We start from the raw sequence: 14,145 nt of genomic DNA, 5'->3' as shown, positions 1-14,145 counted from the left end.
CAGCCAACTTGTCTGATGGTGATGGGACTGCCTGGTTAACTTAGAAAATCAAAGTGTTATGGGTCGACGATTAGTTTCGTTGACGTTTGATTTACAAAGTTTTCCTTAAGAGGTAGTCCAAATGACAGTTAAACCGTCCTGCAAACCCCAAAAGCCTGCTACTGCTGTAGCCAAGCCATTAGTCATCATTGGTCGAAATCTCGTCAATTTGACGCACATCGCCTATACCAAACGTTATCAACCGCTGAATGATCCTTTGGAGGAAATGACTCCCGAGGCCATTGCGCGGTTGGGTATTGGGATCAACAGTCTTGAACGACAAATCGCTTTCGATGCCACTGCTGAATCAGAAAAGCAAATTCAGCTGCTCAAGGATGTTCGCGATGCGTTGGCGAATGAAGGTCTTCTTGAAAAATACTTCGTTTTAGAAGATGGAACCATTGTCTTACCGGAGTTGGTCAAGTCTGCTGATTACGGTGAAATGGCTAATGGGCATGTTGTCCGCTTATATGCTGGCGGTGTCGATAAGGCCATAATGACATGCCTCTGCTCATCTGAAGCCGCATGTGTCCGTTTGTTGACAGAGCTGTCTGATCGCCTGAACGGGTCATCTACTCAATAACCTCGCCAACCTGACCCCTCCCTGCCTGCAGGGAGGGGTTATTTGTATGGAGAAAATTCATGTTTGAATTTAAGAAGGCAGAAATTGGGGTTATAGAAGAGGATCAGCCAGAGCATCTTCACCTTCCTTTCGAGATCCGTAAGGTTCGCTTTGATGAAAAAACAGCCAAGCAAGACATCCAACTTGCTGATGGCGAGGACCTTTGGATCGGGATTGACGCAGAATGGGTGACCCGCGATGGACGGAATACCGTGCTGTCTTATCAGAGCTATTGCATCAATAGCCGTGGTGAAGTGCACTGGATGATCCACTATCCTGAATCTGGCAAGCGCTTCTCTTTTGAAAAGTTCATGTCCCGAGTCGTTGAGGGCTGTCGTGCTGCTGGTTTGATTAAGAAGTGGCCTCATACGATAGTCGTCGTAGCCCACTTCATTAGGGCTGATATCACCACATTCAGTAATTTCTGGGGGTTGAAGACCCAAGTGAAGGCGCAGGGTGGAAGTGTGGTTGGCCGGATACTGACTGGCAGTGGTTACGGGGTTGATGAGACAGTTGAGCGAGCTCGTAAAGCCAAGCCTGCCCCTATAGTGTTCCGTGATCGCAACCATAGGAAACAGCAGTCAATTATAGAGTTTGTTGACACTTTGTTCCTCGCCCCGAATAAGTCCCCTTTGTCTGCGCTCGGTGCAATGCTTGGTTTACCCAAGTTGGAAATCCCTGATGGCTACAGTATCGAGCGCATGGACGAGCTCTTGGCCGGTAACAAAGAGGCGTTTGAACAGTATGCTCTGCGGGATGCTGAGATTGCTGTGCGCTATGCCTTGAAGGTACGCGATTTTCTCGACGGACAGTTTGGCTTGCAGAGGCTTCCTAGGTCATTGGGGGCTGTCGGTGTTTCTGTATTTCGGCGACTACTCAAAGACGCCGGCATCGACTACATGACGGCCTTCGGGCTTGAGATCGCCAAGTTGGAGCGGTGGAATGCCGGTACAGGCAAAGTCACGACAAAGGCGGTGAAACGCCCCTCTCCTGCTCGTGGACTGTATGAGGAGCTCGCCATCCGCTGCTACCTCGGTGGCTGTAATGTGTCATTCATGATCGGGCCTACCACGGTGGGTGATTGGTATGACTGGGACCTGAAGGGCGCTTACACTACAGGGCTTTGTGACCTGTTGGTGCCGGACTACGCCAACATGCGTATGAGCTCAGATCCCTATGATTTCATCGGCCATGTCATGGGCTTCGCGTACGTTGAGTTCACTTTCCCTGCTGGCACTCGCTTCCCTTGTTTACCTGTTAGATCCGAGCAATATGGACTGCGCTTTCCTTTATCAGGGTTAGCGTATGTCACCGCACCTGAAATCGAGTTGGCGTTATCCATGGGGGGGACCATTGTGATCAAGCACGGTGTCATTGTGCCGTGGATCGCAGGTAGTCAGCCCTTGTTTGAGGACTTCACTCGGATGATCCAGCGGTTACGCCGGGAGTATCCCAAAAAGAGCCTCGAAGAAGTGATGGTCAAGGAAATCGGTAACTCGCTCTACGGGAAGCTGGCCCAGGGGCTTAGCGATAAGACAGCGTTCGATACTGCTACAGGTTTGAGCAAGAAGATCGGCCCCTCGGCTGTGACCAATCCCTACATGGCGGCTCATACAACGGGCCTGATCCGGGCTGTGTGTGGTGAGCTTCTTCACCGGATCCCCTCACATCGCACGGTGGTATCGGTCACTACCGATGGTTTCCTCACTGATGCCCCTTTGGAGGAGCTCGACCAGACGGGCCACCTGTGTCGTCGTTATCAGGCTTTATGTCAGCGGTTGCATGGTGATGAGAGTGGTGAACCCGTGCCGATGCTGGAATTGAAGCACCATGCTCGCCAGATTGTGTCTATCAAAACGCGGGGGCAATGCACCGCTATCCAAGGTGATACGCCCCCTGTGCTGGCTAAAGCTGGCGTTAAGTGTGCGGGAACGACAGAGGAGCAGAACGCATGGATCATGCGGCTCTACCTTGACCGTGAGCCGGGCCAGAAGATCGATGCTAGTCACCTGATCTCGCTTCGGGAGCAGTGGCTGACGGAAAGCGACCTGATCGAAATCAAGAAGCAGATCAGGCTGAGTTATGAGTTCGACCAGAAGCGGCAGCTGGTGAACCCACGGATGGTTGAGGTTGCCGGTGAAACACACATCGCTTGCGATACAGTGCCTTGGGACGATGCTGGCATGGCGGATCATTGCCGTGCCCGTTTCGATGGATGGCGAGAGGACAACTGCCTCAAGACCATGGAGGACTGGGCTAGTTGGGAGGACTACTACGAATCTGCGCTGGCCCTGCAAGGTTCCAAGATGCGGGTCTACGAGGATGGCTCGCTCGGCATCTTGACCCGCATTCTGACCCGCTCACTGGTGCAGAAGAAATGGTTCCGTCATAGCATGGTTAACCGTGAGATAGCAGCCTTGTTGACGTCTGTGGGACTGTCAGTGACGGTCGACACCTGCAAGAACTGTAAGCGGGCCACTCTCTACGAGCATGTTGTACCCGTTACTGACAAGGTGCTGAAGGTGCTGGCTCTGCTGCTGCGTCAGTTGCCTGACTTCCCGCTGGAGCCCTTGTTCAAGCCGGAACGCCTGGACGAGGTGAAGCGCCGTCTGGCCGAAATGGAGGTATCATCCCATGGCTGAACAACAATATGGTTCTTGCATCCTTGCAGAAGTGCAGGCTCTTTACCTGATCATGAAGGCTCGTAAACCAAAATACGGGAGACAAGAACTCCCCCACTTGATTTCGCAGCATGTGCCGAGCTTGGTACATACACCTCGGTTCCGGGATGAGCTGTTGGCGTTGGTTCAGCGGAGGCCAGATTGGGGTCACACCCAATTTATCAGTCTGTTGTTCGAGTTGATCGGACGATACTTTGGCATTGCTGTGCCCGGTGGGTGTAAGTCGACCCCAAAAGGCCCCAAACCAGATGCACTTGCCGATGCTGTTGAGGCTCGAATGGCCCAGTTGGAGATGCAGGCTGATGATTTGAGGTTGGAGATGACAGCCCTACCTGACCCTTGGGATGATGATTAATCGATACTATATGACAACGCCGCTGCTCATTGCAGCGGCGTTTCTTTTTGTTGCCAACCAGAGCTCCTGCTTTCAGGGGCTTGTGCACCTTCTGGCGTATGCGCTACCTATCAACCTTAAATGGTCTGGTATATCAATGCCTTATATCTATGGGTAATAGTTCCGTTGGGGAGGGTATGCGAGACCTCCGCTATCCCAGAGAGCGCATACCCTCCCTAACATGATATTCGTCTATCTCCAGTGGCACCAGGCTGAGCCTTGGCGCGTGTCAATAGTTGGTAGGAGCGACTATTGCCGATTCCGATAAAGATAGACTCAATGACGGCCTTCATCACTTGGTCAAGTGAGCAATTGCTCCATACGTGACAGAAAAGCGCGGGAGTTTGGCTGACCGTACAGATCATGCGCCCCACATCTTTATTGTGCAGGAGGGAAGTTTTACCTCGACGACTTTGCTTTTGCCGGGTTACTCAGATCTTGCAGAAGCACATAGCCGACTTTAGTGGTCAATTTTAACAATTCGTGCGCCTCTGACTTACATTGCACCGCTGATTAATGGCAAAGTATGTTTGTTTAAAAAATTGATTCTTAATTATGGATCTCACATGCCTGAAATGGATGTATTTGTCAGCGTCGGTGGTACTGCCACCGAGGAGCAAGAAGCGTTCGTTCATGCCGTTGAACAACGGTTGCGAAGCGAGGGGTTGAACCCTCGTACAGTGGGTCGAAACGCTTTTGGCTCAGAGGCACCGCTGAAAACTATAAGTGAGTTGATGGGGAATTGCGTCGGCACGGTTGTCATCGCATTGGAGCGCACATGGTTCGCGGAAGGCCTAGAGAGGCGTAACGGACCTAAACAGAAGCAACTCAGAAATGTAAGCTATCCCACCCCTTGGAATCAAATCGAGGCGGCCCTCTCGTATAGTCGAGGTCTCCCGCTTCTAGTCATTTTGGACGAGGGTGTGCAAAGCGAAGGTTTGTTGGAGCCCGGCTATGACTGGTACGTCCAGAAAATATTGCCGACCCCCAGCTCTTTGATTTCTCCGGAATTCAATGGAGTACTCGCTAGCTGGAAACGGAAACTTATCGATCAAGCGTCCAAGCCAAAGCTAGTTAAAAACCCGGCAGAAATGACCATCAAAGAGTTGTTCGCAGCACTCAAGCCTTCTGATCTCTGGAAGATGCTCGGCGCCCTGATGGTCATAATCAGTGCGGCAAGCACTGCTGCCGTCGTTTTGAGTAAGCTAGCCTCCTGACGTCTCTGGTTGGCAGATGATTTGTAATGCGGAACGCGGAAAAAAAAGACAGAAAACTGCTTAGTATAAGTGAACACTGCAAATGGCTAATGCCAACTAAGCTTAAATTAGGAAATATTATATGAATGAAACAAAAGTTTTTGTTAGTCATGCGAGTGAAGACAAAACTCGTTTCGTTATGTCGTTTGCTACGCGACTAAGAGCTAATGGAATAGATGCCTGGGTTGACAAATGGGAAATAAAAGTTGGTGACAGCCTTGTCAAAAAGATTTTTGATGAGGGTCTTGGCTCAGCCCAAGCAGTGATTGTTGTTCTGTCGAAAAATAGCGTACATAAACCTTGGGTTCGTGAAGAGCTAGACCACGCTGTTGTTAGTAAGATCAGCGAAGGGACAAGAATTATTCCGGTAGTGCTAGACGATTGCGAGGTTCCTCAAGCACTGAAAGCCACGAAGTGGGTCAGCTTCAAAGATCCGTCTGCCTACGAAGCTTCATTTGATGAAATTGTTGCAACCATCTTTGGATCGTCTGACAAGCCGCCACTGGGTAAGCCGCCCGCTTATGTGTCTGCATTCAGTGCTAGCGGCGTAGCTGGCCATAATAATATTGACAGCTTAGTGACGAGACTTGCATGTGAGGCTGCATTGGAGAGTGGACGCTCATTGATCAGTGTTGAAGCATTTAAGAAGAATGGCGCTTTCGTAATCCCCGAGTCGCAACTTAGGGATTCGTTAGAATATCTTCATGAGCATGGAACTATTTATTGGCAGAGGGATCTTTCTGGGTCATTGCATGGTATCTCAATCAGCGATGCCGGATTCGAGCTGTACGCAAGAGATCATGTGCCAAGATATGCAGAGATTAATCGTTCAGTGGTTTCTTTGATTGTGAACTCTGAAGTGCGGAATAACTACGACTTACAGGAAAGGCTAGGTGTTAAACTCTTTCTAGTTGATCATATTATCAAGACGCTGGCAGGTAGCGGGAGTATTCGGGTTAATTGGTTTTTAGATGGAAACTGCCATATCGATCATATTTCCGCATCTTTGCGACGCTTGTTGAGTTGATCCCACTTGGGAGCTAATTCTTGCATAGTCTTTTAGATATTCCGGCCTAATAATATAGAAAGGACTAAATCATGCTGGCAACTCAGGATAAGTTCATAGATGCCGAGGAGCGACTTGGTCGGACAGGGGCCTGGATCGTTGGGGCGATCGAAACTCGGAATTTTTGGCCAACGCGCCCCCAGTTGATCATTTTCGAGGGCTTGGAGTTCATCCTGCAACCTGCACAAACTAATCGAGGGGGGGACTCCTTGCCAGCCATCGCAATGCGTACATATGACAATGGGCTTAGTGATATCGAGGCTAGAGCCGCAATCATGCGCTTGGCAACTTCCATTGCATGGCGTGATGGCCAAAAGGTTGAATTGGTAATGTGGGGGGGGGGTGGGCGTCCATATCCAATGGGGATCGCTCGCAACAATCACATTACACACTACTTTTCCAGCGAAAATCTATATGTACCGGGTAGTGTCGAAGCTAAGAAAGCACTGGCGTACTACCGGGAAGGTGTTTCTCTCGACAACCCGTTCTACTCCTTTCTGAGCTTTTTCAAATCCTTCAGCCGCTCAATACCGAACGGAAAGGAGCGTGGACCGTGGATTATCGAAGCGTTGAATAGGCTGGATGACCGGGACGCCATCGGGCGGAGGGATGCGCTTCTTGCTGAAAAAGCGGACATTTCCATCTATGTTGCCGTGCAGGGGCGCAACGCAATTGCCCATGCCGAGCGAGACGATATTGTTAATCCAGATGACCCGGAGGACCACCGTCGCATCACCCTGGACCTGCCTCTAATCCGCAACCTGGCAGAACTGGCAATGGAACAGTTCTTAGAAATCCCCAGGCCACAGTCTTACCATAAGAACCACCTTTATGAGTTGGAGGGATTTCGAGAGCTATTCGATGAAGTCGGGCTCGCAACGCTCAAGCGCGGATTGGTTCCTGAAAAATCCTATGAAATTCCAGATCGCTATTACGTACTTGCACGCAAAGGTCCCCAAATAACTCCGCTTGGAATGCTGGTACTCACTGCGGTTGGTATGGACGATGGAAAAATTGTGCTGCGTCTAGAGAGGGTGCCTGGACGCGTAGCCATTATTGTTCGGCTGGACTTCATCAATGAGCGGCTGTTGTTCGATCCGCTGCACGAGACTGGTTTGTCGAATCATGACCGCAATAGCCGTGCTGACGTAGAGGATGAGCTTGCCTTGTGTGCATTTAACTGGTGCATGTTCTGCAATGGACGAATCGAGATCTGGGACGAAACCGGCATGAAGCGTTTAGGAATTTCAGAGCCTTGCATACTTACAAACGTGGAGCTCGATCACAATGCACACCAGATGCATCTCGATGAGTTGACAGCTCTGCTTGATCAGTTCCCTCTCGGCCCACCCATTGGCTGACTGTTCTACCTTGAGCCTCTGTTTAAGCCCGAGCGGCTGGCTGAGGTTAAACGTCGTTTGGCTGAAGTGGAGATTACCCATGACTGATTTTCTTGACCTTGATGATTGCGACTTTCACATGGAGCCCAGTGGTGAACAGTTCTTGTTGGAAGCTGGCCGGTTGTGGGGCGATTTGGAGGAAGGTACTGTGACCTGCGGCGTTGATACTCTTCGCAAGTTGGTTGAGAGCGGCGCTTGGAAACGCTGCCTTACGATCCCATCCTCAAGGCCCAGGTTGATGCATTGCTCGCTACAAAGCGCGGCTGGGGGCGCAATGAGTTCATCAACGGTTTGTACAGGCTGATTGGTGATCGGTATGAGATTGACGTACCACACAGAGAGGCCAAAACTCGGCGAACGTGATTTGTTACTTGCCTACGTGGCCGTGATGCCTCATTAGCTGGGTCGCTCTGGCCCACAGACAAACGCCGTAGCCAAGTGCTACGGCGTTCTTTTTTGCTGTATCTCTAGTGGACTGAAGTGAGTGGTATGCAAGACCGCATCTATCCGAGCGAATTTTTTGATGATGCTGACAACAGTGTATATTGTTGCTGGGAAATGTAATAATTACTGAGTTTAAAATCGGCTATGGTATGAGAATTTTTTGAAATATAATTAAATGTAAATAATAACTTTTTAAAACTGAGGGGTTACATGGGACAAGAACGTGAATATGATATCGAAGGCCTAGATGATACAGAGTCTGAAGGGTGGGGTGATTATCCTTTAGATACAGTATTTGTTAGAACGGAACAACGTACTGTGGGTGAAGTGGTTGGTAGAATATCAAAAGGTCGCTATCAGTTAGATCCGGATTTTCAAAGAGATTTTGTTTGGCCATTAAACAAGCAGTCAAGGTTGATTGAATCTAGTTTGATGCGTATTCCACTGCCCGTATTTTATGTGGCAGAGGATCATGATGGTCGGATAATAGTTGTAGATGGTTTACAACGACTCACCACTTTTTATAGATATATCAATAATGACTTTTCATTAAGGGGGTTAGAGAGTGTTGATACTAATAACCTTATATCTGGACGCCGATTCAGTGAATTGCCTATGCATTTGCAAGAGCGCATAGAAGATACTCAATTAACGCTCTATATTTTAGACCCAAAGGCGCCAGAGAGGGCTAGGCTAGATATTTTTGAACGTGTAAACAGCGGGATGTCATTAACAAAACAGCAGATGAGAAATTGTTTATATTCTGGTCCCGCTACGAGATGGCTAAAGACGGCTGGTAATAATCCTATCTTCGTGCAGGCTACTGGTGGTTCATTACAAAAAAAGAGTATGCGTGATAGAGAAGTTATAAATCGTTTCTGTGCATTTTACCTTCTCGGTTATGAGTCTTATAAAGGTGATATGGAAGATTTTCTTGCCTTAGCCTTAAGGCGGATGAATGAGCTATCAGATGATGAACTTAATCAACTTATGGTGCTCTTCGAGAAATCTATGTTTTTAAACAACAAGATTTTTGGTGAACATGCATTTAGAAAGTCAGCAGGGAGCCCCGTAGCTTACCCTTCACGAACAATAATCAACGTGTCATTATTTGATGTGTTTTCCGTAATCTTTGCTAAAAATAGTGTTGCATTTGATTCATTTAAAAGAGATGAATTAAGTGTTTTTATGTATAGATTGTTATCTAATGATGATTTCAACAATGCTATTAGTTACTCAACAAATAGTGCTCGGCAGGTGAGAAAACGTTTCGAGTGTGCAATTAATGAAATGAGGGAGTCAGGTCTATGTTGAGAACTATTGAAGTCGAGAATTTAAAATGTTTTAAACATCAATTGATAGAGTTATCTAATTTGACATTATTAACCGGCTTCAATGCTGCTGGTAAATCAACCTTCATTCAATCTATTTTATTAGCTAACCAATTAGTTAGGTCTCGTAATGGATGTTCATCTGTTGCACTGAATGGACCTGTAGTGAAGTTAGGCACGTCTGGTGAGTTATTAAATGAGGCATCTAATACTAAGCGGGTTAATATCTCATTTGAGAGTGAAAGTGGTTGCTTAAACTTAGAGTTAGATGCTTCTGAACGAAACTCACCCTCAATTAACCTAATTAATAATAAGGAGTTTTTCAAAAACAAAACCTCTTTAAAGTATACCCTCAGAGATGTTGTTTACATTGGGGCTATCCGATTAGGTACCCATGATGTCTTCCCCGCCCCTGAAGATGCTGAACCTATATACGCTGATGTAGGATGCAATGGGCAGTTTGCACCTTGGTGGTTTGAAAGATACATGGATGAAGACATCGTTGCCGAAAAAAAGCATCATTCCGAAACTGCTAGTACACTTCGTAGACAGTTTAATGCTTGGGCTGGGGACATTTTTCCAGGCAGTCAAGCCAACGCAATACAATTATTAAAAACATCCCTTGTTCAATTAGAGCTTAGAACAAGGGAAACAGAGGGCTGGCGACGCCCCGCTAATATAGGATATGGTTTGACCTATGCTTTTCCGATAATAGTGGCGGGCTTACTTGCTAGACCTGGGCAGATACTAATTGTTGATAGTCCTGAAGCACATCTACATCCTCTCGGTCAATCTAAGATTGGAGAGTTTTTAGCCGTCATGGCCTCTAGTGGCGTGCAAGTAATATTAGAAACTCATAGTGACCATGTTTTGAATGGTATTAGATTAGCCGTCGCTCGTCAAAAAATAGAACATAATAATGTAGCAATAAATTTTTTTAGTACGACAGAGCATAATGGTAAACATGTTCATCTTGTAACTGCACCCAAAATTGATGTCAATGGCAATCTTAGTGAATGGCCTAGTGGTTTCTTTGACCAGTTTGAAAGAGATATTTCTGCGCTAGCTGGGTGGGAGTGAAAAAAATGCAATGGATCGTGAATGAACTATCTATAGATGGGGATTTTGATTCAATAGATGCTTTCTTTTTAGCATTAATTCCTTTCATTAAATTACGGCATGAAAATCCTGTTTTAAAAAAATCTTTTTTGTGTGGTGCTAAACTAAGTTCGCAGCCAATCATCAATGACATTAAATTTATGAAAGCTGTACTTGAGCATCTCGACCCTCAGATGCGCGCTTTGACATTGAATTGGGTGGGGAAGAGTGGGGTCTTTTGGGATGCAACGCGAGAAGATAACAAAGACGATTACTTTGAATTTGATAATTTGGATGTTACTGAGTATGGTGTAGGCGAGTGTTCTCGACGTATTTTAGCTGGGAAGGAGGCATCTCTTGTTAGCCTAATTAGTGAAAATGCAAGGTTTTGTGATGCAACGTTAGTGGTTACACATGGGTTGCCCGAATTACCTATAGAACATGTTTCGATTGATAATATAACAAGTCCTTCAGTGTTAAAAGAATCAGCCCTGTCAGTAGTGCCGAGGCCTAGCACTTGGCCTGATGCTATTGCTGCATTTAGGAATGATTTCAAGAGCCTGCTTATATCCGATGCTGTTGAAGAACAATTGAGTTCACAGCCATTTGGTGTATGCCCATATACTCGAATGGAAGATTTATTAAAAGTTCTGCAGGATTTCATTTGTAGTAGAGATCCCGATGGGAAGTATACGGATAAAACAAGGGGTATTATTAATGAATTCTTTAGTGGGGAAAAAGCGTGGTTTAGTGATGAATCAGTCACAAATAAGCGAGATTTCAGAAAGGAATTGACGTTTGTCGATCCTCTTGATGAATCTAAAAATATATTTTGTTCATTTCATGGAAAGATAAAAAGCCCCCAGTTGAGAATTCATTTTTGCCTCCCTAATGCCACGGATAAAATTCTTAAAATATGTTACATTGGTCCAAAGATAACCAAAAAATAATATTTGTTGCACTGTTGCTGAATGCAATTTAAAACGTTTGTAAAAAAAAAAAAATATGTTGTTAATTTTATCATCTAGGTGATTTGCCCTTGGCTTCTCCCCGGATTGGACTCATGAGGTTGCTGAGCGTGGCTTCGGTTGAAGTGATCAATCAGATTGGATGCTTTTGGCTGATTTGAAGCGGTACATGGACTGTTAATCCTCATTTCTTGATGCTTATGATGGGGTTTCGTGGCTAGTAAGTGAGCGATTTGCTCTTGGTTTTGCCCCGGATTGGGCTGATGAGGTTGCTGAAGGCCGCATCGCTTGAAGTGAGCCCCCAGATTGGATGCCTTTGGCTGATTTGAACCGGTACATGGACTGTTAATCCGTATGTCGCTGGTTCAAGTCCAGCAGGAGGAGCCAACACAAAAGCCCAGCAGCAATGCTGGGCTTTTTATTTGCCTGTTTGCCACGGCCATTGTCACCCAAGCGTTGCGCAATAAGTGTTAGCCTAAGGGACAAGCTGTCGCATCCATCCCCCCTTATTCCTTCCCTGTCAGTGACTTGCCTTCTGTTTCTCGCCTAGTATGGTGACGTGCCGGGCGTTTGTCGCACCGCTTTTCCTGTGCCTGACCCGCCGTATCCGCCAGGGCTTTGTGCACCATGACTCTCAATCTGGCGAGGGCGGGACATCTTTGTGATCGAGGTAATGTATGAATGCAACCGAGCTTTGGCAGCTTTCTCCCGAACAGTTCAACGAGTGGCGCCGGGAGAATGACTATCCCTTGATGTGGGATCTGCTGGTGGCCTCGCTACCCCATTTCAGCGACTGGATGGCGGAGCAGAAAATAGAGAAAAGCGTCATCTTCCAGATCGGTATCGCTCGTTTCATCAGCTCGCGATCCGTGCTCAGCCTCTGCGTCTACATGAGCGACGACAAGATAAGGCTGTATGAAACCGCCTCGATCGCGCTGGAATCGCTGCGCAAGAGCGGTCTCATCCGCTCAGAGATGCGTTTTGAACCCTATTGCATGTGGCTGGCCGGCAAGCATGGCAAAGATGAGGTGAAGCGGGTGCAGAGCCTGCTCTCCGTCTCCGAGAACAACAAGGGAGAGGCACAGGTGCTGGGCAAGCATCGCCTGCTCAACATCGGCGGCGTCGAGCTGAAGAGCCCCATCATCTCCGGTCGGCTGCTCGATTTCACCTGCCTCGACGAGCTCTCGCTGGATGGTGCCGTCAATAACTCCAAGGTCTATCTGTGGCACTGCTCGGCCAAGGGGGTGCGGGTCAATGGCGGTGTGATCGGGCTCGATCTGTTCGATTCTCTGCTGTGGGATCACCGGGCCTGGGCCAAGAAGCGGGAGCTGGCGCTGGAGGACGGGGTATTTCAGGACTTCACCATAGAGTGCGAGGAGATCCGTTTTCACTCCTCCCGGGCCGTGCTGAAAAACTTCAACGTACGTGCCAAGAACTTCGACGCCACCATGGAGCATACCAATCTGGACAAGGTGCAGGTGGCCTATAACGAGAACGGCCGGATCGATCACAGCGAGGCCAGCAAGTTGTACCGCAACGCCAAGCGGCTCTTCTCCAGCGTGGGGGATACCGTCGATGCCGGTGAGTGCTATTACCAGGAGAAGCTGCATGAGATGAAGTCCCTGGCAAGCCCGAGGGAGCTGTTCAAGGAGCGCTGGCTGCGCAGCGGCCCGCTGAGAAAGGGGTGGCTCTCCCTGCTTTGTTATTTGAAGTGCGGTTCCAAGTTTGTCAGTTTCATTACCTGGGGCTTTGGCGAGCGGCCCATAAGAAGCCTGCTGATGTCGATGGTGGTCATATTGCTGGCGACCCTGACCTATTTTCTGGCGCCCGCCTCCGTCACCTATCACCACCTGGGGCGCTCCCTCTACTTCAGCATTGTGACCTTCGTGACCCTGGGTTACGGCGACATTTCCCAGACTTCTTCCCCGCTGCAGCTGCTGTCGGCCATCGAAGCCTTCTGCGGCATGTTTCTGACCGGCCTGTTCCTCGCGGGATTTGCGTCGAAAACCAAGCAGTATTGATGACGGTGCCGACCGCCATGCCCCGACCGGGTGGCAGACATGAAGGAGGAAGGTAATGGGGATCCCCAGCAACAAGGCCGAGCTGCTGCTCGCCATCGACACGAATTTTGGCAAGCTGCTCAAGGCGTTGCAGGCCGTACCCGAGAGCCGGGTGCAGGAGCAGGTCATGGAGGGGCACAGCAAGGGCACCCGCATGAGCGTGGCCAATCTGGTGGCCTATCTCATCGGCTGGAATGAGCTGGTGATCAAGTGGATCGAGCGGGACGCGGCGGGCCTGCCGGTGGATTTTCCCGAGACTGGCTTTAAGTGGAACGAGCTGGGCAGGCTGGCCCAAACGTTCTATCGGGATCATGAGGGGTTGGCCTATCCGGCACTGCTGGCCCGGCTGATGGCGGCCAGGGCCCGCATCGTCGAGCTGATCGCGGAGCGCGGTGATGACCAGCTGTACGGTCGCCCCTGGTATGAGCAGTGGACTCTGGGGCGGATGATCCAGTTCAATACCGCCTCTCCCTACCACAATGCCAACGGGCGGCTGCGCAAGTGGTTGAAGGGCGCGGGTGTGAAGCCGTAGCTCCCGCCTTTGACCACCGATGGTGCGTCTGGCCTTGGGGTCAGGCCGACCCGTATTGTTTCACTGACAAGTCCCAGTTGTTATACTGCCGCCCCGTCCTCTCGCCGGGCAGGCCGTGGGCCGGTGCGCTGGCGCGAGACAGGCAGACTGGACAGGATCGTCCGGCACCCCATTTTTTCCTCCCAGCTTCAGCCGGCAGAACGGCGGCCCGTCAATCCGTATGCCACGGGTTCGAGCCCAGCAGGAGGAGCCAT

At 49.0% G+C, this 14,145-nt stretch carries 11 protein-coding genes; all 11 read left to right on the top strand.

From position 1 onward, the window contains the following. Positions 1-121: 121 nt before the first annotated feature. On the top strand, positions 122-622 hold the full coding sequence (locus AC1P02_RS02605; protein ID WP_485183955.1) for a hypothetical protein: 501 nt from the start codon (positions 122-124) through the stop codon (positions 620-622). A gap of 59 nt (positions 623-681) precedes the next feature. Next, positions 682-3,303 (top strand): DNA polymerase type-B family protein, encoded by a 2,622-nt coding sequence (locus tag AC1P02_RS02600; RefSeq protein WP_485183953.1) that lies wholly within the window; start codon positions 682-684, stop codon positions 3,301-3,303. After that, positions 3,296-3,697, top strand: a complete 402-nt coding sequence (locus AC1P02_RS02595; RefSeq protein ID WP_485183951.1) for a hypothetical protein — start codon at positions 3,296-3,298, stop codon at positions 3,695-3,697. The genes AC1P02_RS02600 and AC1P02_RS02595 overlap by 8 nt, the downstream gene beginning before the upstream one ends. A 605-nt stretch (positions 3,698-4,302) precedes the next feature. Then, on the top strand, positions 4,303-4,953 hold the full coding sequence (locus tag AC1P02_RS02590; RefSeq protein ID WP_485183949.1) for a hypothetical protein: 651 nt from the start codon (positions 4,303-4,305) through the stop codon (positions 4,951-4,953). A gap of 121 nt (positions 4,954-5,074) precedes the next feature. After that, on the top strand, positions 5,075-6,019 hold the full coding sequence (locus AC1P02_RS02585) for a toll/interleukin-1 receptor domain-containing protein (RefSeq protein ID WP_485183948.1): 945 nt from the start codon (positions 5,075-5,077) through the stop codon (positions 6,017-6,019). A gap of 71 nt (positions 6,020-6,090) precedes the next feature. After that, complete coding sequence (mauJ, locus tag AC1P02_RS02580) at positions 6,091-7,419, top strand: methylamine utilization protein MauJ (protein ID WP_485183946.1); 1,329 nt, start codon at positions 6,091-6,093, stop codon at positions 7,417-7,419. 693 nt (positions 7,420-8,112) lie between these two features. After that, entirely contained in the window at positions 8,113-9,216 is a 1,104-nt protein-coding gene (locus AC1P02_RS02575) for a GmrSD restriction endonuclease domain-containing protein (RefSeq protein ID WP_485183944.1), read from the top strand. Then, the gene (locus tag AC1P02_RS02570) at positions 9,210-10,313 is read left to right on the top strand and encodes a DUF3696 domain-containing protein (RefSeq protein ID WP_485183942.1); all 1,104 of its coding nucleotides are present in this window, start codon (positions 9,210-9,212) and stop codon (positions 10,311-10,313) included. The genes AC1P02_RS02575 and AC1P02_RS02570 overlap by 7 nt, the downstream gene beginning before the upstream one ends. Positions 10,314-10,318: 5 nt before the next feature. Then, positions 10,319-11,281, top strand: a complete 963-nt coding sequence (locus AC1P02_RS02565) for a hypothetical protein (protein ID WP_485183940.1) — start codon at positions 10,319-10,321, stop codon at positions 11,279-11,281. Positions 11,282-11,976: 695 nt separating this feature from the next. Beyond that, positions 11,977-13,320, top strand: a complete 1,344-nt coding sequence (locus AC1P02_RS02560) for a potassium channel family protein (RefSeq protein ID WP_485183938.1) — start codon at positions 11,977-11,979, stop codon at positions 13,318-13,320. 55 nt (positions 13,321-13,375) lie between these two features. Further along, entirely contained in the window at positions 13,376-13,891 is a 516-nt protein-coding gene (locus AC1P02_RS02555) for a ClbS/DfsB family four-helix bundle protein (protein WP_485183936.1), read from the top strand. Positions 13,892-14,145 lie beyond the last annotated feature (254 nt).

The sequence above is a fragment of the Aeromonas sp. TS_SC_11 genome, assembly GCF_057318915.1.
This window is presented reverse-complemented; position numbering and strand designations above follow the sequence as displayed.